The organism is Vibrio sp. MOR3, from assembly GCF_001557775.1.
GTDB lineage: Bacteria > Pseudomonadota > Gammaproteobacteria > Enterobacterales > Vibrionaceae > Vibrio > Vibrio jasicida.
This window is the reverse complement of sequence record NZ_LNRD01000002.1, coordinates 119,735-144,848: the sequence shown is the minus strand read 5'-3', so window position 1 is coordinate 144,848 and position 25,114 is coordinate 119,735. Positions and strand designations below refer to the sequence as shown.

At 43.8% G+C, this 25,114-nt stretch carries 24 protein-coding genes and 1 pseudogene; 19 read left to right on the top strand and 6 right to left on the bottom strand.

Translation table 11 applies throughout. The annotated features are described in order from the left end of the window. Window positions 1-48: 48 nt before the first annotated feature. From ATB76_RS05240 to ATB76_RS05215, 6 genes are all read right to left on the bottom strand, one after another. Window positions 49-729 (bottom strand): response regulator, encoded by a 681-nt coding sequence (locus ATB76_RS05240; protein ID WP_005445452.1) that lies wholly within the window; start codon window positions 727-729, stop codon window positions 49-51. After that, entirely contained in the window at window positions 716-2,371 is a 1,656-nt protein-coding gene (locus tag ATB76_RS05235; protein ID WP_061034825.1) for a sensor histidine kinase, read from the bottom strand. Before ATB76_RS05235 ends, ATB76_RS05240 begins: the two co-directional genes overlap by 14 nt. Window positions 2,372-2,483: 112 nt before the next feature. Then, on the bottom strand, window positions 2,484-3,785 hold the full coding sequence (locus ATB76_RS05230; RefSeq protein ID WP_005445449.1) for a sodium ion-translocating decarboxylase subunit beta: 1,302 nt from the start codon (window positions 3,783-3,785) through the stop codon (window positions 2,484-2,486). Between the two features lie 15 nt (window positions 3,786-3,800). Further along, entirely contained in the window at window positions 3,801-5,612 is a 1,812-nt protein-coding gene (gene oadA, locus ATB76_RS05225; protein WP_061034824.1) for a sodium-extruding oxaloacetate decarboxylase subunit alpha, read from the bottom strand. 11 nt (window positions 5,613-5,623) lie between these two features. Continuing rightward, window positions 5,624-5,875 (bottom strand): OadG family transporter subunit, encoded by a 252-nt coding sequence (locus ATB76_RS05220; RefSeq protein WP_042600680.1) that lies wholly within the window; start codon window positions 5,873-5,875, stop codon window positions 5,624-5,626. Between the two features lie 68 nt (window positions 5,876-5,943). Continuing rightward, the gene (locus tag ATB76_RS05215; protein ID WP_017190260.1) at window positions 5,944-7,287 is read right to left on the bottom strand and encodes a 2-hydroxycarboxylate transporter family protein; all 1,344 of its coding nucleotides are present in this window, start codon (window positions 7,285-7,287) and stop codon (window positions 5,944-5,946) included. A gap of 264 nt (window positions 7,288-7,551) precedes the next feature. Between ATB76_RS05215 and citC the strand changes: the two genes are divergently transcribed. The 19 genes and pseudogenes from citC to ATB76_RS05125 all read left to right on the top strand — a co-directional run bounded on the left by citC (window position 7,552) and on the right by ATB76_RS05125 (window position 24,964). Beyond that, complete coding sequence (gene citC / locus ATB76_RS05210) at window positions 7,552-8,610, top strand: [citrate (pro-3S)-lyase] ligase (RefSeq protein ID WP_081094892.1); 1,059 nt, start codon at window positions 7,552-7,554, stop codon at window positions 8,608-8,610. Window positions 8,611-8,651: 41 nt separating this feature from the next. Next, window positions 8,652-8,948: a citrate lyase acyl carrier protein gene (gene citD / locus ATB76_RS05205; RefSeq protein ID WP_017190258.1), complete on the top strand. Its 297-nt coding sequence runs from the start codon at window positions 8,652-8,654 to the stop codon at window positions 8,946-8,948. Further along, a complete protein-coding gene (gene citE, locus ATB76_RS05200; protein ID WP_005445440.1) occupies window positions 8,945-9,820 on the top strand; it encodes a citrate (pro-3S)-lyase subunit beta in 876 nt (291 codons plus the stop codon). The genes citD and citE overlap by 4 nt, the downstream gene beginning before the upstream one ends. A 54-nt stretch (window positions 9,821-9,874) precedes the next feature. Continuing rightward, complete coding sequence (citF, locus tag ATB76_RS05195) at window positions 9,875-11,347, top strand: citrate lyase subunit alpha (protein ID WP_038873363.1); 1,473 nt, start codon at window positions 9,875-9,877, stop codon at window positions 11,345-11,347. Beyond that, on the top strand, window positions 11,344-11,880 hold the full coding sequence (citX, locus tag ATB76_RS05190) for a citrate lyase holo-[acyl-carrier protein] synthase (protein WP_061034823.1): 537 nt from the start codon (window positions 11,344-11,346) through the stop codon (window positions 11,878-11,880). The genes citF and citX overlap by 4 nt, the downstream gene beginning before the upstream one ends. After that, a complete protein-coding gene (gene citG / locus ATB76_RS05185) occupies window positions 11,861-12,820 on the top strand; it encodes a triphosphoribosyl-dephospho-CoA synthase CitG (RefSeq protein WP_061034822.1) in 960 nt (319 codons plus the stop codon). Before citX ends, citG begins: the two co-directional genes overlap by 20 nt. Before the next feature lie 18 nt (window positions 12,821-12,838). Then, window positions 12,839-13,666: a DUF5718 family protein gene (locus ATB76_RS05180; protein ID WP_061034821.1), complete on the top strand. Its 828-nt coding sequence runs from the start codon at window positions 12,839-12,841 to the stop codon at window positions 13,664-13,666. A 218-nt stretch (window positions 13,667-13,884) separates the two neighbouring features. Next, on the top strand, window positions 13,885-14,028 hold the full coding sequence (locus ATB76_RS28880; protein WP_346393697.1) for a hypothetical protein: 144 nt from the start codon (window positions 13,885-13,887) through the stop codon (window positions 14,026-14,028). A 191-nt stretch (window positions 14,029-14,219) separates the two neighbouring features. Further along, window positions 14,220-14,810, top strand: coding sequence for a response regulator transcription factor (locus ATB76_RS05175; protein WP_042600688.1), 591 nt, complete (start codon window positions 14,220-14,222; stop codon window positions 14,808-14,810). A 210-nt stretch (window positions 14,811-15,020) separates the two neighbouring features. Further along, a pseudogene (locus ATB76_RS05170) lies at window positions 15,021-15,915 on the top strand (LysR family transcriptional regulator). A 238-nt stretch (window positions 15,916-16,153) separates the two neighbouring features. After that, the gene (locus tag ATB76_RS05165; RefSeq protein ID WP_146067548.1) at window positions 16,154-16,390 is read left to right on the top strand and encodes a hypothetical protein; all 237 of its coding nucleotides are present in this window, start codon (window positions 16,154-16,156) and stop codon (window positions 16,388-16,390) included. 405 nt (window positions 16,391-16,795) lie between these two features. Further along, entirely contained in the window at window positions 16,796-17,506 is a 711-nt protein-coding gene (locus tag ATB76_RS05160; protein ID WP_038871110.1) for a DeoR/GlpR family DNA-binding transcription regulator, read from the top strand. A gap of 78 nt (window positions 17,507-17,584) precedes the next feature. Continuing rightward, the gene (fucP, locus tag ATB76_RS05155) at window positions 17,585-18,895 is read left to right on the top strand and encodes an L-fucose:H+ symporter permease (RefSeq protein WP_038871112.1); all 1,311 of its coding nucleotides are present in this window, start codon (window positions 17,585-17,587) and stop codon (window positions 18,893-18,895) included. Window positions 18,896-18,927: 32 nt separating this feature from the next. Continuing rightward, complete coding sequence (fucI, locus tag ATB76_RS05150; protein WP_038871114.1) at window positions 18,928-20,676, top strand: L-fucose isomerase; 1,749 nt, start codon at window positions 18,928-18,930, stop codon at window positions 20,674-20,676. A 41-nt stretch (window positions 20,677-20,717) separates the two neighbouring features. After that, complete coding sequence (gene fucK / locus ATB76_RS05145; RefSeq protein WP_038871116.1) at window positions 20,718-22,169, top strand: L-fuculokinase; 1,452 nt, start codon at window positions 20,718-20,720, stop codon at window positions 22,167-22,169. After that, window positions 22,162-22,593: an L-fucose mutarotase gene (gene fucU / locus ATB76_RS05140; RefSeq protein WP_042600692.1), complete on the top strand. Its 432-nt coding sequence runs from the start codon at window positions 22,162-22,164 to the stop codon at window positions 22,591-22,593. The genes fucK and fucU overlap by 8 nt, the downstream gene beginning before the upstream one ends. A 25-nt stretch (window positions 22,594-22,618) precedes the next feature. After that, a complete protein-coding gene (gene fucA / locus ATB76_RS05135) occupies window positions 22,619-23,266 on the top strand; it encodes an L-fuculose-phosphate aldolase (protein ID WP_038871119.1) in 648 nt (215 codons plus the stop codon). 13 nt (window positions 23,267-23,279) lie between these two features. After that, window positions 23,280-24,428, top strand: a complete 1,149-nt coding sequence (fucO, locus tag ATB76_RS05130; protein ID WP_045407167.1) for a lactaldehyde reductase — start codon at window positions 23,280-23,282, stop codon at window positions 24,426-24,428. A gap of 239 nt (window positions 24,429-24,667) precedes the next feature. Further along, window positions 24,668-24,964 (top strand): DUF1330 domain-containing protein, encoded by a 297-nt coding sequence (locus tag ATB76_RS05125; protein WP_038871124.1) that lies wholly within the window; start codon window positions 24,668-24,670, stop codon window positions 24,962-24,964. Window positions 24,965-25,114: the final 150 nt, after the last annotated feature.

Below are 25,114 nucleotides of genomic sequence, written 5' to 3'. Positions count from 1 at the left end.
GCTTTGAATCGTAGGGTTTCAAAGCGTTCTTCCTAAGCAAAGGGGAGGTTACATTTTCTTTTGATAAACCCTTTCAGGGCGACCAACTTTACCATGTTGAATCACAGCAAGTAGAAACCCTTTTGCGGCTAAAAACTCAAGATAACGTCTTGCTGTTGTTTTGCTGATGCCGACTTCATTGCCTAGAGACTCCGCCGTGTAAATAATTTCGCCATCATCAAAGGCATTCGTGACTTTATCGAGCGTGAGCTCATCGATCCCCTTGGGTAAGGCTTGCATGTGTGATGATTTGGATTGAAAGTTAAACAGCTCGTCGACATGGCGTTGATTGATGTTGTCATTTGCTTTTAACGAACTGGTGTACTTCAGATAGCGCTCTAAAGAATCGGTTAAGCGATCATAAGAGATCGGTTTTAGCAGATAGTCGAACACGCCACACCTTACGCCTTCTCTTACTGTTTCCATGTCATTGGCGGCGGTGATAAAAATAACATCTGGTGACTGCTTGGCAGCGGTTATGTCTTTCAATAAATCGATGCCTTTGCCGTCAGGCAAGTAGTTATCCAATAAGACCAGTTTTGGCTTCAGTAACTGAATCATCTTTCTGGCTTCAGCGATACTTTTTGCAATTCCGATAGGTCTGAAACGTTGTGTTTGCTGAAGATAGTAAGAATGAAAGTCCGCGATATTGGATTCATCTTCTACTATCAAAACGTCATAAATTTCCATCTTTCAAACTCTCGTTAGGAATAAATAAAGAAAAGATTGTTCCGGTTGGTTCGGCATCGTCGACAAGGATTGCACCGCCAGCGTTATTGACAAGCTGGTGGACCAAATACAAGCCAATGCCGTGTCCCGGTTGCGATTTGCTGGTGATCCCTTTATCAAATAGGGATTCTGCGATTTCATCGGGTATTCCAGTGCCATTGTCAGCAACCTCGACCACCAATTCCGTTTCGTTGGCGTCAGAAATCAGTATCGAGATGCATTTGTTGCTGTCAGGGTTTTTCAACGTTGCTTCATAAGCATTGTCGAGTAGGTTACCTATGATGGCGGCTAACTCATCATCAGTAAGTTTGGTTGGTGTACCGCTCAGGTGGCAGTACGGATCAAAATGGAGAGCAAGACCAAGTTCTTTTGCTCGGCTGTATTTGCCTAATAACAGACCCGCAATCACTTTGGAGTTGAACGTACGAGAAATGAAATCAATCAGCTTTTGATGTGTTTCTGTTTCTTGCCTTACGGCACTGAGCGCCTCTTCGTACGCGCCAATTTGAATCAGCCCACTGACTGTAGAAAGCTTATTTGCGTATTCGTGGCTCAATACTCGTAAATTGTCGGTTTGCTGCTGAACTTGGTTTAATTGCGATGTGAGCGTGCTTAAGTCATTGCGTGGTCTGAAGCTGATGACCCAGCCAGAGTGTTGGTTGTCTTCCCAAATCTTTACACGAGTCGCGACCAAGGTTTCGCCATTACAGGTAATCACTTGATGCTGTCTCTGTGACTCCTCTGAGTCTTCACCCATCTTTGCTCCCAAGAAAAAGTCAGCAGGGGTGACGTATTCGTTCACCATTCGACCTTGTAGGTGGGAAAGATTACGCGCAATTCCCAGAATCTTAAGTCCCCTCTGGTTTGCCGACAAAATACGGCCTTGTTTGTCGACCGCAATAATGCCTTCATAAACCGCTTCAAACACCGAGTTTTGCACGCGGAGGGAGAGGGCGATCTCTTCTGGTTCCATACCATACATTTGACTTTTTATATGACGAGAGAAGAACCAAGCGCCTAAAGATGAGCAAACTAGAATGATCAATAAGGCAAAGAAAAATGGCGTGGAGTAGAGGAGCAGTAAATTACTAACGGTATCCAGTAAGTAGCCCACTGAAACAACACCAATGATCTCGCCGGTTGAGGAAATAATGGGGGATTTCCCACGTATCGCAAAACCTAAGCTGCCTTCTCGTATTGAGTAGTAGTGCAATCCTTGTTGAAGGGCGCGTATGTTGTCTCCACCTTGCATCGGGTAGCCAACTTTTTTGATGTCTGGATGCGCTAGGCGAGTGCCCTTACTATCGCCAACGACGATGAAGTTGGCATCGGAAATCCCTTGTAGGCGCTTAATTTGTTTTTGTACCCGCGCTGTATCTCGTAAAGAGACTGCTTCGATCAGTTGAGGGTCGCTGGCAATTTCACGAGCTTGTATGACTGCGCGCGCACTGACCTGGTGGTTTAACGTATCAGAAAGGATGTGGTGGAAATAGCCACCGATAAGGAGTAATTGAAACGAAACAACCACAAAAAGCAGCGCCCATACACGCTGTCTAAAAGAGAGGTTACGACAGAGGTAGTCGTGAAATGTTCGGTCTGGCATGAATGGTAAGCTTCTTATTGATTGAAGGGTAAATTATCAAATGAAACAAGGAAGAGACCTGATCGAGATCTATTGAAGGTAGTCAATCGAGCCTCGTTCCTTGTGTAACTGTCTAACCGATCACATATTTGATCATCACGCCTGCTGCAACCGCCGAGCCGATAACGCCGGCTACGTTTGGTCCCATCGCGTGCATTAGTAGGAAATTCTGTGCATTCGCCTCTAGACCCACTTTGTTTGACACTCTTGCTGCCATCGGAACCGCAGAGACACCCGCAGAGCCAATCAGTGGATTCACTTTTTCACTCGCGAAACGGTTCATTAGTTTTGCCATCAATACGCCTGCCATTGTACCAATACAAAACGCGACGATGCCAAGTGCGAGAATACCGATGGTTTGCGGCTGTAAGAACTTATCGGCAACCAATTTGGAACCCACAGAAAGACCCAAAAAGATGGTGACGACGTTGATCAACGCGTTTTGAGCAGTATCTGATAAACGTTCAACTACGCCACATTCACGCATTAAGTTACCAAAGCAGAACATACCTAGTAGCGGTGTCGCCGAAGGAAGCAACATGGCAATCAGAATCAACAGGAGCAAAGGGAAGCATATCTTTTCTAACTTGCTCACTTTACGCAATTGCTGCATCGTGATTTGGCGTTCTGATTCTGTGGTTAGCGCGCGCATGATTGGCGGCTGAATCAAAGGTACAAGTGCCATGTAAGAGTAAGCTGCTACAGCGATAGCACCCAGCAGTTCTGGCGCGAGCAGACTAGATACATAAATTGCCGTTGGACCATCTGCGCCACCAATGATGCCCACAGCAGCGGCTTGCGCGACACTGAAATCCATCAAACCCATAGAGCTCAAACCCAGAGCGCCGAGCACAGTTGCGAAGATACCAAACTGAGCTGCCGCACCAAGAAGCAAGGTTTTAGGGTTGGCTAACAATGGACCAAAGTCCGTCATTGCGCCTACGCCCATGAATATCACCAAAGGACCAGCGCCAGATGCAATTGCAATGCTGTAAAATAGGTACAGCATGCCATCTGAGTATTGATACTCTTCCGCGAGTAAGTGGATATTGGCAAGTTGAGTTGGTGTCGCCGTTGCAAGTGCCGTTTTTACTTCGGCAGCGGAGTCCGTCGCAATGTTCAACACAGAGCCAAATGCTGACATTACCTCTGGTTTGGCAGCATGGAGCGCGTTTTCTACCGCTGACAAGGCTAAGCCTGCATCAGGTAGGTTAGCAAGAATCCCACCAAAACCGATTGGCACCAACAACAAAGGCTCGAACTGTTTAACAATGGCGAGATAAAGCAGAATCAAGCCAACAATAAGCATGATGGCTTGTCCCCATTCGAGGTGGAACAAACCAAAGTCATTCACTAACGCTAAGACATTTTCCATGTGACTAATGCCTCGTTACGCCAGTTGAAGTAAAGGTTCGCCTACATCGACCGCGTCGCCTTCAGACACATCAATGCTGGCGATTTTTCCGGAACGTGGTGCGCGAACTTCTGTTTCCATCTTCATCGCTTCAAGAATCAGCAGCACATCGCCTTCTTCAACTTCATCACCAGGCTTGGTGTGGATCTTCCAAATGTTACCCGCAAGTGGGGCGTTCATTGGCTCGGCATCTTGAGCGGTTGTCACTGGTTTTGATGGCGCGGGTTGCGGCTCTGACACGGCTTGAATATCGCCACCTGCGTCAACCTGAACGACATAACTTTGGTTGTTGACGGTAATGGTGTAAACACCGCTTTCTGAGGTAGCATTCATGGTTTGTTTCTCTGGTTTGGTGTTAATTTTTGCTTGTGCTGTTGCTCTTGCTGCTTCATTGCAAGGTGCGGGTTCAAAGGCGTCTGGGTTGTCGCGGTTTTCTAGGAACTTCCAACCCACTTGTGGGAAAAGCGCGATAGTAAGTACATCGTCAATAGCGCTGCCGGAGAGCGGAATGTTTTGCGCTTTTGCTTGAGTGCTCACTTCTGTGGTCAGGTGCTCCAGTTCTGGCTCCAACTTATCGGCAGGGCGGCAAGTAATTGGTTCTGAACCTTCCAACACACGCTGTTGCAGTTCCGTGTCGACAGGGGCAGGCGTTTTGCCGTACTCGCCTCTCAAGACACCAGCGGTTTCTTTGGTAATGGTTTTGTAGCGCTCACCCATAAGGACGTTGATGACAGACTGTGTGCCGACGATTTGCGACGTTGGCGTGACAAGCGGCAGATACCCTAGCTCTTTTCTGACTTTCGGGATCTCTTCTAACACAGCATCAAGCTTGTCTGCGGCGTTTTGCTGTTTCAACTGACTTTCCATGTTGGTCAACATTCCACCAGGGACTTGCGCCACGATTATGCGAGAGTCTGAGCCTTTTAACTGACCTTCAAAAGCGGCGTATTTTTTACGTACTTCTCTAAAGTATGCAGCGACAGCTTCCAGCGCTGAAATGTCCAAACCTGTGTCGTATTCAGTGTTTTGAAGTGATGCAACCAGAGATTCTGTTGCTGGGTGACCGTAAGTGCCGCTCATGGAAGAAATTGCTGTGTCCACACGATCTACACCAGCTTCAATGGCTTTCATTAACGTCATATCAGCCATGCCAGCGGTCGAGTGGCAATGCAGGTGAAGGTCAACATCCACTTGCTGTTTTAATGTTGAAACCAGCTCACTGGCTAAGGTTGGCGTCAGGATGCCCGCCATGTCTTTGATTGCGATCGAATCAACGCCCAGTTCACTCAATTGTTGCGCGATGTCGACCCAGGTTTGTAGGTTATGAACAGGGCTAGTGGTGTAACAGAGTGTACCTTGAGCGTGTGCGCCTTGTTTTTTCACCGCAGCAATTGCTTGTTGCATGTTTCGTGGGTCGTTCATCGCATCAAATACGCGGAATACATCCATGCCGTTTACCACGGAGCGCTCAATGAACTTATCAACGACGTCGTCAGCGTAATGGCGATAACCTAATAGATTTTGACCTCGAAGCAACATTTGCAACGGCGTTTTTGGCATCGCTTTTTTGAGCTCTCGCAGTCTTTCCCAAGGATCTTCCCCTAGAAAACGAATGCAACTATCAAACGTAGCGCCACCCCAACACTCAAGTGACCAATAGCCGATGTCATCCAACTGTTGGGCGATTGGCAGCATATCGTCGATGCGTAAACGGGTGGCAAATAACGACTGGTGGGCATCACGTAATACAACGTCAGTGATACCAATGCGTTTAGTAGACTCAGACATTCGAATTCCTCTTATAGCGAGCTTTGTTTGATTTTTTGATGATGAATAGCGGCAGCAATCACAGCGACGAGTTGGTTATCATCTTTTGATGGTTTGGCAGCACACACTTTCTTTTGCGGAGGGGGAGTTGGTTCGACATGAAAGCGCCCCAAAAAGCGAGACATGGCTTTGACAGCAAAGACCAAGAAAACAAGAAAAGTGAAAACAAAACCCATACCCAGTGTCATGAGGTTTAAGCCTTCGGCAAATAAATTAACTTCCATTAATATCTCCCATTGGACAAAACAAAGAGCAAAGGAAGGCTTTGCTCTTTGACAAAATAAGAAGGGGTTTAACCGCCCAACATGCCAAACACGACACTTGCGATGACTAGTACAATACCGCCACCAAGACGAGATGAGATTTGCGCGTAAGACAGCAAGCTCATGCGGTTTGACGCAGCAAGAACTTCAAGGTCACCAGAGCCACCACGGTTTGCCATACATAGACCAGCAGTGATTGAAGACTCGATTGGGTAAAAGCCCATTAACCAACCACCGACAGAGGCACCAATGATTGCGCCAGCAACGATCAGTGTTGCGATTATTAAGTTCGTGAAGGTTAGTGCATTCATGATTTCGCCAAGGTCGGTATAAGCGATACCAACGCCCACCATGAGCACCCAAAGCAATTGTTTTGAGAAGAATGAAGACAAACGTTTTGCGCCTTCTTTCACTTCTTCAGAGCAGATACCACAGGCGTTAACAATCGCAACGATGATGACCATGTAAGCGAAAGTGTGGATTTTTACGTCACCAAAACCTGGTAGTATTTCTTTAGAAAGAGCGGATGAGAAGGTGTAAATACATGCCGCCATCATCAAGCCAATCGCGATTTCACGGGGAGTGATTTTTGGAGCTTCGCTCTCTTCAACATCGAAATTAGACTTACGCAATAGCTCGCCATTACCAGTCAAAGACGGTACTTTTTCACCAATGCTGTTTAGAACGGCTGCTGCGACAATCGCTACGATGTTAGCGATGGTTAAAATTGCAATTGCAACCGAGTAGTACTGTTCTTTAGAGCCGCCCGTGACTGACTCATAGATTTCAGAAAGTGGAATCGCACCTGCACCGTTACCACCACCCATGATAGGCAGTACGTAAAGCATCATGATTTTGTCGATAGAAATGCCAAACATCATTCCGCCAAGAATGCCGAGAATTGAAGCACCTGCAACGGCTGCAAGAATGGTCGGAATGTAACCAACTAATGATTTAAGTAGTAGCTTACGGTTAACCGCCAAAATCGAGCCAGTGATCAGAACGGCAATGAACAAGTCGAGGAAATCGGTCTTCTTCATGACTGCAGTGACAGTGTCAATCTCGTTTTGGGTTAATAAACCTGCATGAACAAACCAAGCTGCGACAAGGAAGATCATAACAGGCGCACCGCCAATGTATTTGTTAAAAATAGGCAGGCGTTTACCCAGTTCGCCAAATAGCGCACCAACAACAAACATAAAACCAAAACCGCCGACAATATTATCAGGGATGGTGTCTGTCATATGTGCAATTAACATGACCGCGAACATAAATGCATATAGCGGTAATGGTAAGCCAAAGATTCGGACTTGAGATAATAAGTCTAATCCCGGGCTTCTTGTTTCAGTTATTGAAAGGGTCTTTTCGTTCATCATTATTATTCCGTGTTGATTTAACATGGCGTAATTTAAATTTGAATGAAAAACCTAACTGTGAGTGTGATCATTTTACTTTGTGGAATATATACACACTTATGAATTTAAAGTTTTTAATTATCCAATCACTTAATTTACAGATAGTTAAGTAATTAAATTCATTAAATTCATAAATGACGTTTAGTAGAAGAAAATAGTCGATACGGATCATCATTTTTCAAATTCAAGTGACGCATGATGGCGGCAACACGAAAGAGGATTATGATCATGTTTGACACCTACGCATTTAGCCGAGTGAACCGAAATCAATACGAGAAGTTTGGTGCTATTACCGAGTTTCTAACTTGTTATGATTTGGATGTTGACGCTGATGTAGAGCGATTTGTGGTGGCGAAGTCTCAAGGTCAAATCATTGCTTGCGGCGGTCTTGCTGGCTCAACACTAAAATCTATTGCGATTGATCCTGCCTTACAAGGTACTGGATTTTCTCTGCGATTAATGACTGAGTTGACCACGATGGCTTATGAAATGGGGCGCTTTGATCTGTTCTTGTTTACCAAGCCTCAGAATATGCAAAGGTTTCGAGAATCTGGTTTTTTCCCCATTTCTTTTGCGGACGATAAATTAGTCTTGATGGAAAATAGTCAGAACAATTTAAGAAACTTTGTACGTTCATTAAGAAAGAAAAAGAAAGAAGGAGATAAAATAGGCAGCATTGTGATGAATGCAAACCCGTTTACTTTAGGGCATCAATACTTAATTGAAACGGCGGCGTCACAATGTGATTGGCTACATTTATTTGTCGTCAGCGAAGAAGGTAAAGGTTTTGCTTATCACGATCGTTTGAACATGATTGAAAGTGGTACTAAACATATTCCTAATTTTACGATTCATCATGGTTCAAAATATATAATTTCTAAAGCAACGTTTCCTACTTACTTTATTAAAGAGAAGCGATTGATTGATTATTGTCATACCGCTATTGATCTAAATTTATATCGTCAGCATATTGCGCCAGCATTAGGCATTACACACCGATTTGTTGGGACAGAGCCAGACTGTGTTGTGACTCATTATTACAACCAACAAATGAAACACAGATTAACCACCAAGGATCTCAACGGCGCACCAATCAGGGTTATTGAAATAGAGCGTAAGTGTGCGTCAGGCACCACGATTTCAGCGTCAACGGTGCGAAAACTCTTGCAGAAAGGGCAATTGGATCAACTGGTTCACTTTTTACCCTCAACCTCTATCGACTACCTACAAAGGCACACGGACGCTTTACCGTGCCTTACCCAAGAAACAGTGGCTGCTTAACAGCCCAATTAATTTTTAACCAAGGTGTTAAAGGTCTTTCAATGAAAATAATAAAACCCGCTTTTGCAGGGACACTGGAATCAAGTGACTTGCAAGTTCGTATCTCACCCAATCCAGAAGGTGACATCGACATTTCTCTTGATAGCACAGTGAAAAAGCAGTTTGGCAAAGCCATCGAAGCGTTGATTCATGGTGTGCTCAATTCGATGGGCGTGACTTCCGCAACGTTAGAAGTGGAAGACAAAGGCGCACTAGATTGTGTGATTAAGGCTCGCGTTCAGGCTGCAGTCATGCGCGCGGCAGACAGCAATGACATTCAATGGAGCAAATTATCATGAGTAAGTTACGCCGTAGCATGTTGTTTGTTCCAGGGGCAAACGCCGCCATGTTAAGTAATACCTTCATTTATCAGCCTGATGCAATCATGTTTGATTTGGAAGACTCTGTGGCGCTGAGAGAAAAAGACACCGCCCGCATGTTGGTGTTTAACGCGCTGCAACATCCTCTGTATCAAGAGATTGAAACAGTAGTCCGTGTGAACCCACTAGAGTCTGAGTTTGGTTTAAAAGATCTGCATGCCGTTGTGCGTGCGGGCGTCAATGTGGTTCGTCTACCAAAAACAGACAGTGCAGAAGACGTGCAAGAAATGGAGCGCTGCATTGAAGACATCGAACGTGTATGTGGCAGAGAAGTTGGCAGCACCAAAATGATGGCGGCAATCGAAAGTGCGCAAGGTGTGAATAACGCCATCGAAATTGCTCAATCGTCTTCGCGTTTAATTGGCATTGCACTGGGTGCTGAAGATTATGTCAGGGACTTAAAAACGCAACGTAGCCCAGAAGGAACAGAGTTGTTGTTCGCCCGTTGTTCTATTCTGCAAGCTGCGCGTGCTGCGGGCATTATGGCGTTCGATACCGTTTATTCCGACGCTAATAATGAGCAAGGATTCCTCAATGAAGCGGAACACATTAAGTCGTTAGGTTTCGACGGAAAATCGCTGATTAACCCAAGGCAAATCGAGCTACTTCACAACGTATTTGCACCGACTCAAAAAGAGGTGGATTACGCGATTCAAGTTATCGAGGCAGCAGAAGAAGCGCAAGAGCAAGGGCTTGGTGTGGTTTCACTTAACGGAAAAATGGTCGATGGACCAATTATCGAGCGAGCTCGTTGGACGTTACAAAAAGCGCAATCTGGAATTAAAGAGTAGGGCACGAACATGAAACAAATGGAATCCATCAAACCAGCATTGCTGCCAGAGACGTTGTCACTGTTTTCGGAGGCAAATGCGTTAACGCCTCATCTCAAAGACTCAAACTCTAAAAAGTCGAGAAAGCTAAAGTCAGATCTGCGTTCCGCCATTTTAGATTCTGGGCTTAAAGACGGTATGACGATCTCTTTCCATCACGCGTTTCGAGGTGGCGATAAGGTGGTTAACTTGGTGTTAGATACTATCGCTCAGATGGGATATAAGAATCTGACACTGGCTTCAAGCTCTTTAACGGGTATTCATTCGCCGGTTGTTGAGCACATCAAAAACGGCGTAGTGAGTAAGATTTACACATCAGGTATTCGCGGTGAGCTTGGTGAAGCCATTTCTCATGGTTTGCTCAAAGAACCTGTGCATATTCACTCCCATGGAGGACGTGTGCACTTGATTAAATCGGGCGAGCTAAACATCGATGTGGCGTTCATCGGTGTGCCTTGTTGCGATGAGTTTGGTAATGCAAATGGCATGAACGGCAAATCTTGCTGCGGCTCTTTGGGTTACGCCAAAATCGATGCTCAACACGCGCGTAAAGTGGTCATGCTTACTGAATCTATCGTCGGTTATCCAAATCACCCAGCATCAATCACACAAGATTTGGTGGATGCCGCAGTCGAAGTCGAAGAAGTTGGTGATGCGAGCAAAATTGGTGGCGGTGAAACGCGTCTTACCAGTAACCCACGTGAACTGCTTATTGCAAAACGTGCTGCCGATGTGATTATTAATTCTGGTTATTTTAAGCAAGACTTTAGCTTACAAACTGGGTCTGGTGGTGCGTCGCTTGCCGTCACACGTTTTCTAGAAAATAGTATGGAAAAACGAGGCATTACCGCTGAGTTTGGGCTGGGCGGCATTACCTCAACCATGGTCTCTATGCACGAGAGAGGGCTGATCCGAAATCTAATCGACGTGCAGTGTTTTGACTCTGGTGCAGCGGACTCACTTGCTCGAAACCCAAACCATATTGAAATCTCAGCGAATGAATACGCTAACCCATCTTCCAAAGGCGCAGTGGTTGATCGTCTAGACGTGGTCATTCTCAGCGCGCTTGAAATTGATGTGAACTTCAACGTCAACGTTATCACTGGTTCTGATGGTGTGATTCGTGGCGCGTCTGGTGGTCACTGCGACGCAGCGGCAGGCGCAAACCTTGCCGTGATTGTGGCTCCGCTCGTGCGTGGTCGTATTCCAACTGTCGTAGAGCAAGTGTTAAACGTGGTAACGCCGGGTCAATCGATAGATGTGTTGGTGACTGACCATGGTATTGCAGTGAATCCTCGACGCCCAGAAGTAAAAGAGCGTTTGTTGAACGCTGGACTGCCTGTGCTTGATATGGAAGCCTTGGTTGCGAGAGCGCAATCATTAACGGGCAAAGCGGAACCAATTGAATATGACGATCAAGTGGTGGGTTATGTACGTTATCGCGATGGCTCTGTGATTGATGTCATCAGAAAGGTTAAATCTGAATGAGCATTCGCTATGGGCTGAAAGTTGGTCTCGATGATGTCTTGAGCAACAAAGAAACTCGTGTGAAACGACAAGGTGAGTGGTTAAAACGCCACTCCCTTCCTTTGCTGTCGTTTACCGTCAATATGCCAGGTCCTCAGAAAATGACGGAGTGCACGGAGCGAATCTTCGAACAGGGTGTGCAAGCGATTCAAGCCATTTGTCTCGAAAAAGACTGGTCAATGGCAGGACGACAATTGCTACGACAAGTCACAGGTCCAGAGGCAATTTTTGCGGTCCAAGCACCGAATGCCATGGCGCTCAAACGAGCCATGATTGAGATAGAGAATAACCATCGTCTCGGTCGGTTAATGGATTTGGATGTGATCGATGTCGATGGAAAGATCATCTCAAGAAAAGGGCAAGGGATGACTCGAAGAAAATGCCTTATTTGCGAACAAGATGCCGTGATTTGCGCGCGCTCGCGTAAACATGATCTTCAAACCTTGGTTTCTCACATAGAGTCGATGGTGTGTTATGACGAATGTTGCTCTTAAACTGTTGCTCGACCAAAATATCGAGCGTGTTCCAAGCGTTGCGCATCGCTCTGCTGTAAAGGTGAATCTGTTCTCTTTGGTTTCTGAGTTGGCATATCACGCGATGCTGGTGGAAGTGCACTTGTCCCCAAAACCGGGGCTTGTTGACCTTATTAGCAACGGCGCTCACTCAGATATGAATGTGCCGCTGTTTGAAGCCAGCGCGAGTGCAATTCGTCCTTTTCTCAATGGCTTTCTTAACGCTGGTCTTGCGCATGCAACGCACTCGGCAGAGACATTACTGGATGTGTTGCGCCCGATTGGAATTCAAGCTGAACGCGCAATGTTTGCTGCGACTGGTGGTGTGAATACGCACAAAGGGATGATCTTTGGACTTGGACTGGTGTGTGGTGCGATCGGCTGGTTAAAAGGCAAAGGCATTGCGGTCGATTCTTTGCACATTAGCCAAGTTATCAAGCGCAGCTGTGCGTTAATGGTATTTCAAGAGCTGAAAAATACCGACTCTAAAAAGGAAACTCATGGTGAGCGGCTGTATCGAGAATTTGGTTTAACTGGAGCAAGAGGTGAGGCGGCGTCTGGCTATCAAACGATCATGACTTACAGTTTGCATGCATACCAACAAGCGCTGTATGAAGGCGCGTCCGCAGAACAAGCATTATGGCAAGTGTTGCTCACGCTAATGGTGCACAATCAAGATACCAACGTGGTATCTCGTGGTGGGATGCATGGTTTGCGTTATGTGCAGAACATAGCATCGAAGCTTATTGAGAGTGGTGGTTGGCATAATCCAAACCTTGAAGAGCAGCTAATGGATTTTGACCGCCAGCTTATTGAAAAAAACCTTAGTCCGGGCGGCAGTGCAGATTTGCTCGCGCTGACTTGGTTGCTGGCTGAAATTGATGATTTGACGAGACATATCATCGCGAATAACGACGAATAATTAGGAACAAGTAAACGTATGCACAATTTTGAAGATGCGATGATCTTAGGTATCGCGGGAAACTTCGCAGGTCACCTGCAACAAGCTGGTGAGGCTGATGACTTTACTCTCTACGGAGATGTGAACGCTAATAAGCCCCAAGCATTGTTCCCCATTTATGTGCCTTTTATCGAACATTCGTATTTGTCGACATATCCAATAAGTGCCGATACGACCAAGTTGCCAAATGATATTTTGAACTTACAAATTGAACCAGAGCTTGCTCTGATCTGTGATGTTACTTATGAAGGTGGTCATGTCTTACAGCTCAAGCCGACGTATTTTGGCGCATTCAATGATTGTTCGATTCGACGCCCTGATGCGAATAAAATCAGTGAGAAGAAAAATTGGGGTGCAGCGTCAAAAGGCTTGGCATCGCAACTTATTGAACTAGAACGGCTCACTCCTGATAGCGATATCGGCAGATTTAGAATCGCGAGCTTTCATAAGCGAGGAGAGCTGGTATTTGCCTACGGCGAAGATTGCGCAGTAAACGAATACTCCTATTTCTATGCGGATCTGCTGGATTGGATACGTGATCAGATGAATCATCAAGCGGAGCGCGGTCCGATGGAAAACATTCACGCATTACTCAAACAAGCAAATCTCCCAAGCCAGCTAGTGGTCGCAGTGGGAGCAACGCGTTACACCGAATATGGTGAGCAGAATTTCTTGGAAAGAGGCGATGAAAGTGTGGTTGTTGTGTATGACAGCCACCTATACCAACCAAAAGATGTGCTCGGCATGGTACAGAAGGCGCAGTACGAAGCGACAGGCTTTTCTTATGTGAGTCAAAGAGTGCTTTAAGTTTAAGTCAATAGAGAGCAAAAAAAAACCGCAAATTAGCGGGCTTTGTTGTATCTAGAGCCTACCACACCGTATTCAAATCCCTTTTAGAGTTCAATAAACCCCGCCAATACAAACGAAAAGTGTGATTATCTTTTTTAATCTTGCCTTCAGATAGTTGCAGTGGCCGATTGGTCGAACCAAAGTACTTCTTTTTTGATATTTAGAGAGGGTTCTGAATGTGGAAAAACATTTCTTTAGAAACGCTGTATGAGAAGTGCTTGGAGCTTTTACTGACATTTGGGCCATTTATCTTGGCTTTGATTGTTCTGTTCGTGGGCTGGTGGATTATAAGCAAAGTCAGTTTTGTATTTCTTGTGTAATATTTTTATTAAATGATAAAAATATTTTTATGTGGTGAATTATCTCCAATGAACATTCAAAATTTGAAAATGTCAATTTACTTCTATTTGACCTAGTTTATAAATAATATATATCGCTTTCATAATTATAAGCAGTAAATGTTTGCTTTTTTGCCAAGAAGAGGGGACCTTAACCAAAAAGACGCTCATATATGTTAAAGCCTATTAATATTTTAATTGCGGATATACAACCCATTTTCCGAGAAGGTCTACAGTCTGTAATTCAGAAACGCGTACCTATACGGGGTATATTTCAAGCTGAGAGTCAAAAAGAAGTACTTAAATTGTTGAGTGAGAATAAGGTTGATATCTTACTCATGGATGTATTTCTTGCCGACTGCAATTCCCTAAAATTAGGACATAGTTTATTAAATAATGGCTTTAAAGGAATTTTGATTTTTCTTACCTCTCAGAGCCTTAGTCACTATTCAAAATTGGCTTCGCAAATCGGTGTAAGTGCATGCCTGAGTAAGAATGATCAGAGTGATATGGTCGTTGATGCTATCGTTTCGACAGTGAAGGGGTTTCGAGTCTTCAAAAGCGGGATGTCTGAACACTACCCAGCATTATCGGTGCGAGAACAGATGGTATTTGACTATCTCGCTCTTGGATACAGTAACCAGAAGATCGCTCAAACTTTGTCTCTTAGTGAAAAAACGATCAGTACATATAAGTCTCGCATACTACAAAAGTACGATACTAAATCAATAGTCGAATTAGTAAACCTCATGCATCTCACATAGCATATCCGATGAAGATAGTATCTAAAAAGACTAAATAATCAACAAAGATCTCGATACGGAATCAAAGCATCAGTTAGTTCTTTCCGCATAGAATATGAGTAACGGCAAAGCGATTTGTTAAATTAAATCTAACCTATTGTCATCAATGTAGTCGCCTTCATGCAGCATAATCGATACTCCATTTGACGCCATAAGACAGAATGAATTGTAATGAATAAAGAACTTGATTTAAATCTTTTGAAAGTGTTGGTTTTACTAAATCGACATAAGAAAATTAAAATCGTAGCGAAAGAGCTAGGGAAAAGTGAGGCGTCAATTAGTAAGTACTTAACGCGTTTAAGAGAACAACTGAACGATGAGTTGTTCATTCGCTATGCTCATCATTTGGAGCCGACTTATGAACTCAAACGTAGGTTGCCGGAAATAGAGGAAGCGCTGAGCAAACTTGAATCTTGTATGGATTTGAGTGAATTCAACCCTAACTTACACGAAGGGAGCATCACAGTTTGCTTGCCTCAAACAACTCAGTACTCATTTGGACACCTGATTCTTACGGATCTTATGTCTTTATTTCCCAATAGTAAGATTGATGTGACTAGCAACATTGATTCGAACGAAGGTGACATTCTAGATGGCAAAGTCGATATACGACTTCATTACTTTAATGATGAGTTGCCGAAGACGATCTATCAAAAGCATATAGGGTATGCAGCGCCTTGTATCGTTGTTCCAGAAGAGTTAGGGATTGATGACTTTGAAGAAGCTTGTAAACTGAAGTTTGTACTATTGGAAATCTTGGGCTGGAAGGATAAAGAGCAGTTAACTAAGCGTGCATTAGAAAAAAGGGGCATCGATATTAATAGAGTTGCGACAATCGGTAATATTACAAGCTTATTTGAAACGATTAAACTTCAAGGTGCCGCTACTATTCTTTTTTCTGCACAAGGACCACGAGAAGGTTTCACGTTTATTCCCATTCCGGATGAACTTTACCGTGGCGAGCGTCCAAAAGCCGTCATTACAAATGAAGCAAACTAATCGTTCTAGTCCCGTTCATCAGATATTAACGAATATTATTTTGAAACATATAAACAGTCAGAGATGATTGAAGCATTGAAGAGGATTGGGTGAGTTTGACGTTATAGTCTTTAACCATTTCTGTGTGCGTTAATTTGACGATTATCTATCCGCTCTGTAGGAGTTTTCTGAGTTTTATTTTTTATGACAGTAATTTAAAGAACTACTGAAATTGCAAGTATCGTGTAAAGATTAAAGTTTTATGTTTATATTTTCTTTAGTAATGAAGTAATATCGATTTCTGAATTATGTTGACTGAGGTGTATATGAAACGTTTTATTCTATTTTTTGGTTTGGTTTTAAGTAGTAGTTATTCTTTTGCAAACGAAAGCACGGTAGTAAAAGTAACTGAGATACAAGCACCGTTCGCAGAAGTTGCGGCAGGTGATAAGGAAGTTATACCATTCGAAGTAATAAAACCAAGTGTTTCAACTGTAAAGAACGAAGAAAAAAATACTGTTAAGCCTACAAAAATAAACAAACCGTTATCTCAGCCTAAGTAGTCTTCGTTCTTCTTCGATATCAGAATTTTCATACCAATATAGAGCAAATGTTCATACACTTGCTTCTTTTATGCATGGCAGCAAAGATCTACCAACACACCAACACACCAACACACCAACACATTGTGTCATTGATTATATGGTCACTCAATGTTGTTAATGACCTTTCACCTCTTCACGTGCGTTACCCTATGGCTAGTACATTAAAGCATGGCCACAACTCAATATACGATTGTTTCTCACGCGCAATGCCCGTTTTCCACACCAAATGCCCGATTTTTTGTGTGGTTATTCACCGTTTCGGTCAAAAGTGGGCATGTTTAAATCTGGTGTGATGGCTATCTCAGATTTTCTCTCTACTTAATCTAATATCTCAGTCATTGATTGAAGTTGAGTAGTTTATCAATGCAAGCAGCATCGAGAGCAAGCCACATATTAAAAGTAATATCTAAAGTTGGACAAGTGTCGGTTCTAGATTTATCTCAAGAATTAAAAGTTTCCGTAGAAACGATTCGAAGAGATTTAAAGTTACTGGATAAGAAAGGTGAGTTAGTCCGAGTTCATGGGGGAGCAATCGGTAAGCAATATAAAGATGAAGGAACATCTTTTAATAATCGTGCCGGAAACAACATTGATGATAAGAAACACTTAGTTGAGCAAGTTGTTTCTAATATATATGAAGGATCGGTAGTTGGTTTAGATGCTAGTTCATCTAGTTGGCTTGTGGCTCAAGCGATCCCAGATATTCGTTGTACTGTAGTAACAAACTCAATCAATAACATTAGCGTACTCTGCGGAAAGAAGAACATTTCTATTATCAGTTTGGGTGGGTACTTTTCGGAGAAGTATAAAGCATTCTATGGATTGATTGCTCGGAATACTTTATCGGAGATGGCTTTGGATTTATGTGTCATCTCGTGTGTTGGGTTTGATGAGCAATCTGGAGTGTGGGATTCAAACGAATACAATTATGAGATTAAAAAAACATTTATCGAAGTATCAGATAAAGTAATTCTATTGGCTGATAAAAGCAAATATAAAAAAAAGAGCTTGCTAAAAATATGTGATTTAGATGAAATAGACATGTTGATATCTAATGCCATATTAAATAACTAAATAAAAATATAATCCAATAACGTGAAACTCATTCCTATAACTTAATGAGAGGAATGACCGTACCTAAAGGAATTTAAAATGACTGACATTTTATCATCCGCTCCACAATCAGAAGTAAAGAAAGGGAATAGTGAAGTAATTCCTAAGTCTGTTCTGTTCCCATTTATTTTGCTGACTTCATGCTTCGCTTTATGGGGACTAGCAAATAATATGACCGATGTTTTAATCGCGCAGTTCCGAAAAGTATTTACTTTAACGGATATGCAATCAGGTTTAGTTCAAACAGCATTTTATGGTGCTTATTTTATCTTGGCTTTACCTGCCGCGCTTTTTATTCAGCGATACAGCTATAAAGCTGGGGTATTACTAGGGTTAGGGCTTTTCGCTTCGGGGGCTCTATTATTCTATCCTGCGGCGCAAGCAATGGAGTATTTGCCTTTCTTAATGGCCCTGTTTGTTTTGGCTGGCGGTCTATCCATCCTAGAGACCAGTGCTAACCCATACATCATAGCAATGGGTCCTCAAGAAACAGCAACACGCCGATTAAATATTGCTCAAGCGTTCAACCCTGTGGGGTCTATTACTGGGGTTCTGATTGGCAAATTCTACATTCTTTCTCAGCTAAACCCAGCTTCCGATGCAGAGCGTGCGGCGATGGCGCCAGAACAACTTAACACCATTCAGGCCGCAGAGCTTGATGCCGTCATGATGCCTTATTTGTCTGTTGCTGCTGTCATTTTAGTCGTCTGGCTCGCGATTGCTTTTACTAAGATGCCAAGAGCTAAAGAAGTCGTAGTTAGCGATGGTGCCGAGCATTCTCTGCGAGCGACATTTACTCGTTTAGTCGAGAAAAAACATTTCGTCAGAGGTGTTATCGGCCAGTTTTTTTATGTTGGATGTCAGATTGGTTGTTGGTCTTGGACCATCCGATATGTGATGACTCAGGTCGGCGGGACGGAAGCTGACGCGTCTAACTTCTTACTTGCATCTATCGTAGTCTTCAGTGCGTTCCGCTTTATCTGTGTAGGTTTAATGAAATACATCGCACCAGAGAAGCTCCTTGCTGTATTAGCCATGGTGGCTGCGCTATTAGTGCTGGTTCTGATGAGTGTTGGTGGTGTTACAGGTGCGTATGCACTGGTTGGTATCTCTGCGTGTATGTCACTGATGTTCCCGACTATTTTTGGTCTATCTCTACAAGACCTAGGCGGTGATTCAAAATTTGGCGGTAGCTGTCTAATTATGGCAATTCTTGGTGGCGCTGTGTTGACTGCCGTCATGGGAAAACTATCGGATTCAATGGGTATTCAAGCTGCTTTCGTTATTCCTCTAATTGGCTTTGTGTACCTCGTTTACTTTGGTCTTAAAGGCTACCAAATCGAAAAATAACTCAGATTAACGTGAAAAAAGAGAGTTTTAATATGAACAACTTAGTCAAAATCGGTATCCGTCCAACTATTGATGGTCGTCGTCTTGGTGTGCGTGAGTCGTTAGAAGAACAAACGATGAATATGGCAAAGAATCTTGCGAATTTCATTAGAGAAAACCTGCGCCATGTAAGCGGAGAGTTGGTCGAGTGTGTTATTGCCGATTCTACAATCGGTGGCGTCGCTGAAGCTGCGGCCTGTTCAGATAAGTTCAAACGTGAAAATGTGGGGCTTAGTATCACAGTTACACCTTGCTGGTGCTACGGCACAGAAACCATCGACATGGACCCTCATATGCCAAAAGCAATCTGGGGATTTAATGGGACTGAGCGCCCTGGCGCAGTGTATTTAGCGGCGGCAATGGCGGGTCACTCTCAAGTGGGCTTACCTGCATTCTCTATCTACGGTGAAGAAGTTCAAGATAAGGATGACACTTCTATCCCATCTGATGTTCAAGACAAAATTTTACGATTCTGTCGAGCGGGCCTAACCGTTGCGAGCATTCGTGGGAAGTCATACCTATCTATGGGCTCTGTCTCTATGGGAATCGCAGGTTCCATTGTCGATCAGCCGTTCTTCCAACATTACTTAGGCATGCGTAATGAATATGTCGATATGACAGAGATTAAACGTCGCTTAGACAGAGAGATTTTTGATAAAGAAGAATTTGAACTTGCTCTGGCTTGGACGAAAGAACACTGCCAAGAAGGCAAGGATTATAACCGTACACCAATGCTCGAAGAGCGTAAAAAAGAAGATTGGGAAACGGTGGTCAAGATGACAATGATCATGCGTGATCTGATGGAAGGTAATTCTAAGCTAGCTGAAATGGGTTTTGGAGAAGAAGCGCTAGGTCATAATGCGGTTGTTGGTGGTTTCCAAGGCCAACGTCATTGGACAGATCACCTGCCTAATGGTGACTTCAGTGAGGCCATTCTAAACTCTTCATTTGATTGGAATGGCATTCGTGAGCCATTTGTTATTGCGACTGAGAACGATAGCCTAAATGGCGTAAATATGCTCTTTGGCAAGATGCTGACAGGTCAAGCTCAAGTGTTCTGCGATGTTCGTACCTATTGGTCTCAAGACTCTGTTGAGCGCGTAAGTGGGTATCGACCAGAAGCGGGCTTTATCCATTTAGTAAACTCTGGCTCAGCAGCGTTAGATGGCAGTGGTGAAGCCAAAGATCAACATGGTGAATCGGTGATTAAGCCCCATTGGAATATGAGTGCTGAAGACGCCGAAGCATGTTTAAGTGCGACTTGTTGGCCGCCAGCAGATGTCGAATACTTCCGTGGGGGTGGTTTCTCTTCAAACTTCCTAACGCACGGTGGTATGCCATTTACGATGCACCGTATCAATATCGTAAAAGGCATAGGTCCTGTGCTGCAAATCGCGGAGGGCCATTCAATTACACTGCCAAAAGAAGTCCATGAAACTTTAAATGAACGCACTAATCCAACTTGGCCAACCACCTGGTTTGTACCTCGTATCAATGGTGAAGGCGCATTCAAAGATGTTTATTCTGTGATGGCTAATTGGGGAGCAAACCACTGTGTGATTACTTACGGTCACGTTGGCGCCGACCTAATCACTTTGGCCTCTATGCTTCGTATCCCTGTTGCGATGCATAACGTTGAAGACAAGGATGTATTCCGACCACATACGTGGAGTGCATTTGGTCAAGACAAAGAAGGCCAAGACTACCGTGCTTGTGCCAACTTCGGTCCACTTTACAAGTAGCTGCAATGGGCGGAGAAAACTCCGCCCTGATAGGAGTTTCTATGTCTGTAGTGATTGTTTTGGATTGTGGTGCAACTAACTTGCGCGCGATCGCCATTGATCCTCAAGGTGAAATCGTTGCATCACATTTTATGAAGAATACGACTAAGCAAGATGAAAATAACTCAGCTTTTCATATTTGGGATTTCGAAGATATCTGGCAGAAGTTGATTGAATGTGGGCAACGTGTTGTAGCTGAAGTTGGTGCGAAAAATGTCATTGCTTTTACGGTCACGACATTTGGTGTTGATGGCGCACCATTCGACCGCAATGGTAATCAAATATACCCGATTATTTCGTGGAAATGCCCGCGAACCCTCGGTGTAATGAAGCAAGTTGAAACAGAGTTGGACCGTATTGATCTTTATCGTAATAACGGAATTGGTGATTACAGCTTCAATACCCTCTATAAGCTTCGTTGGTTAAAAGAGTACGAACCAGCTGTATTCAAAAAGATGGATAAATTTGTGTTTATCTCTTCGATGATTACGCACCGATTAACCAGCACTTTATCGACGGATTACACCATGGCAGGTACATCCATGATGACCGACTTAAACAGTTGTAATTGGAACACATCAGTATTCGACTATTTAGGGCTATCGGAGTTGAATTTTCCTCCTCTCGTGATGGCGGGAGAGACTATTGGCACCGTGACCTCATCTGTTGCTGAATGTTTTGGTGTTAAGAGCGGGCTTCCGGTGATATCTGCAGGCCATGATACGCAATTTGCTTTGATCGGTTCTGGTGCGGAAGAGAATCAAGCATTCTTAAGTTCAGGCACTTGGGAAATATTGATGGCTCGAAGTCAGCGCCCTCAACTTAATACCGAAGCGTTAGAAAATGGTGTAACGGTCGAGTTGGATTCCGTTAAAGGGTTCTACAATCCAGCGACGCAATGGTTATCAAGTGCCGTGATTGAATGGGTTGCGACGCAGTTTTTTTCTGCGGAAAAAAGCGCGGATGATTTGTATAGCATCATGATTCAAGAAGCGAATGAAGCTGGTAGTGGGGCTGGAGGGGTTGTCTTCGTACCACGGTTTGCACTCAACGCGGATGGCATTGGTGAAGGTGCGATCGAAGGATTATCCATTCATACCACCCGTGGACAAATTGTTCGAGCAGTCTTTGAAGGACTAAGTCGTCAGCTTAAACATCGATTCGACTATTTGAATCAACTTTGTCACCTCAATGACGGACCAGTCGTGGTCGTGGGTGGTGGTACCAAGAATGCCCTTTGGAACCAGTTGAAAGCTGATGCTTTACAAAGACCACTGCATATTGTTGAACAAGCAGAAGCCACGGTGCTTGGCGCTGCCATGTTTGCTTTCTTCGGCGTGGGGTTCTACCCAAGTATCCAAACCGCACAATCTCAAATGAAACCAAGTTTGCAGGTGGTTAACCCAACCTCTTGCGTATCAACAAAAAAAGAGAAGGAGCGCTGCCATGCTTAAAGGTATTCATCCAGCGATTTCGCCTCAGCTTTTAGCCACGCTGTCTGAGATGGGACATGGCGATGAAATTCTCTTTGCTGACGCTCATTTTCCAGCGCATACCTTTAATCACAATGTGATTCGCTGTGACGGTGTCGGTGTAGACACCTTACTAGGTGGTGTCGTTGAGTTGTTCGAACTGGATCAATATGTCGATCAGCCCGTGATCATGATGCAGGCAGTACCGGGCGATGAACTTGACCCTAGTGTCGAGAACAAATACTTGGAAGCGATGACTGTTTCTAACGTCAACCAAGAACAAATTGAAAGAGTAGAGCGCTTTGCTTTTTATGAGCGAGCAAAGCAGTGCTATGCAGTGGTACTCACTGGGGAGGTTGCTAAATACGGCAATATTATTCTCAAAAAAGGTGTCACAACTCTTTAAAGAAATAAAAGGTTAAGGAATAAAAATGAATCGAGTAGAACTTTCCCAACAAATTATCGATACCTGCTTGGAAATGACCCGTCTAGGTTTGAACCAAGGTACAGCAGGAAATGTGAGTGTACGCTTTGATAACGGTATGTTGATTACACCAACCGGTATCCCTTATGAAAAACTCACCCCAGACCACATTGTGTATGTAGCCGAAGATGGGAGTTTTGAAGAAGGAAAGCTGCCATCGTCTGAATGGCTATTCCATCTAACTTGCTACAAAAAGCGTGATGATGTGAATGCAGTTGTTCATAACCACGCGATTCATTGCGCAGCGGTTTCTATCTTGAATAAGCCAATTCCTGCCATTCATTACATGGTCGCGGCATCAGGTACTACCGAGATTCCTTGTGTACCTTATGCGACATTTGGTAGTGCTAAGCTTGCTCAATACGTTGAAGACGGGATTTCTAAGAGCAAAGCAATTTTGCTGCAGCATCATGGTTTGATTGCGGGCGAAGCGAACTTAGAAAAAGCATTGTGGTTAGCTCATGAGGTGGAAGTCTTGGCAGATCTCTATCTCAAAACTTTGGCTATTACGGCTGATGTGCCTGTATTGGATGATGCCTCAATGGAAGTCGTGCTTGAAAAGTTCAAATCTTATGGGTTACGTATAGAGAAGTAAGGAGTGATAAACCATGGCTTTTGCATTAAATCTTCCTAAGCTCAGTTATTCTGGTGTTGGGGCTATAGATGATGCTATCGCGACACTGAGTCAACAACCAGTGAAGCGAGCGTTAGTCGTAACGGATAAAAACTTAATTGAACTTGGTCTTCTTGATCATTTATTTGATTTACTAGACCAAGCCTCTATTGACTATGAATTGTTTGATAAAGTCACGCCAAACCCGACGGCGACATTAGTTAGAGAAGGTTTGTCTCTTTATTTAGAGGCGGGCTGTGATTGTTTTATTGCGGTCGGTGGAGGAAGTCCCGTCGACTGTGCGAAGGCAATTCGTATTGTAGCTGCTAACTCAGGCGATATTGTCGATTACGATGGTGTGGGTAAAGTTAAGCAAGCGGGTGATTTCTTTATTGCTATAAATACCACTGCGGGTACTGCTGCGGAAATGACATCGAATTCGGTGATCACTGATGAAGTACGCCAAGTAAAAATGGTAATAATCGACGCTAAACAGATCCCAGATATTGCGGTTAACGACCCATTGTTGATGGTCAATTTACCGGCAAATGTCACTGCAGCAACTGGTATGGATGCTCTGACACATGCCATCGAGGCTTATGTCACGCCGGGTGCTCATACGTTGACGAAACCGACAGCGCTTGAAGCGATTAAACTGATAGCGCAATGGCTTCCTGTTGCTGTAGATGATGGTAAGAACATTGAAGCTCGTGAGCAATTGGCTAACGCGCAGTTTTTGGCTGGTATGGCATTTAATAGTGCAGGCTTAGGACTTGTTCACGCGATGGCTCACCAACCAGGGGCGACGCATAACCTCCCTCATGGCGTGTGTAACGCGATTTTGTTACCAATTGTCTGCGAGTTTAATGCAGAGCATTCTCCGGATAGGTTTCGTGAGATTGCACATGTAATGGGAGGGGATGTTACAAGCTTAGATAACGAGCAAAGCGCTAAGTTAGCAATTACGTTGATACGAGACTTATCAAAACGAGTTGGAATTCCTGTTGGTTTTTCTACATTAGGTATCAAAAAGGAAGATTGCGATAACTGGATAGAAAAAGCACTTTCTGACCCTTGTTTAGCAGGAAATCCAAGGACTCCAACTCGAGAAGAGGTTCAAAATCTATATTTGATGTCATTGTAATTCGACTCTTTACAAATAACGTAATGAATTTATTACTGGGCACTACGTGTTAGCTATATTGCTCCCACAGAAGTTAAATATGAAACTTTGTAGTGAGAGAATGATTGTGTCAATGGATTGTGCCCTCAACGAGATGTTCATATCCACAACTAACAGAAAAGGAGCGTCAGCTCCTTTTTTGCGTTTCGAAAGGCGTATTGTGAGATTTAGTGACTCAATCAAACAAATAGGCAATCAACATGACACCAACTTACCTTTATATACAGTTTAAAATTCAGGATATGGAAGCTTTCAATGAGTATGCTGAACGTGTTTCTGAAACCACTCAAATCTATGGTGGTCAGACAATTGCGATCAACAAATCACCAACGACATTCCATGGGGATGTGGGGGCAGATGTTTGTGTCATTCAACACTGGGCATCTTTAGAAGCGGCGCACGCGTGGCATGACTCTCCTGAATACGCACCACTGAGAAAACTGCGTGACGAAAAAGCGATGGGAGATCTGAAAATTATCCCTGTGCCTGCTGTTTAAATAAGCAAGTAGATTAAATAGACAGCGCTAATATTGATGTTATATTAAATTTATAATGAATTAGTGGTTGGTATTTTTACAGAAAATATTAGCGTTCGTTTATTTATTAATCTCTAATTATTTACTTCATCATTCTTGGAAACTGAGTCA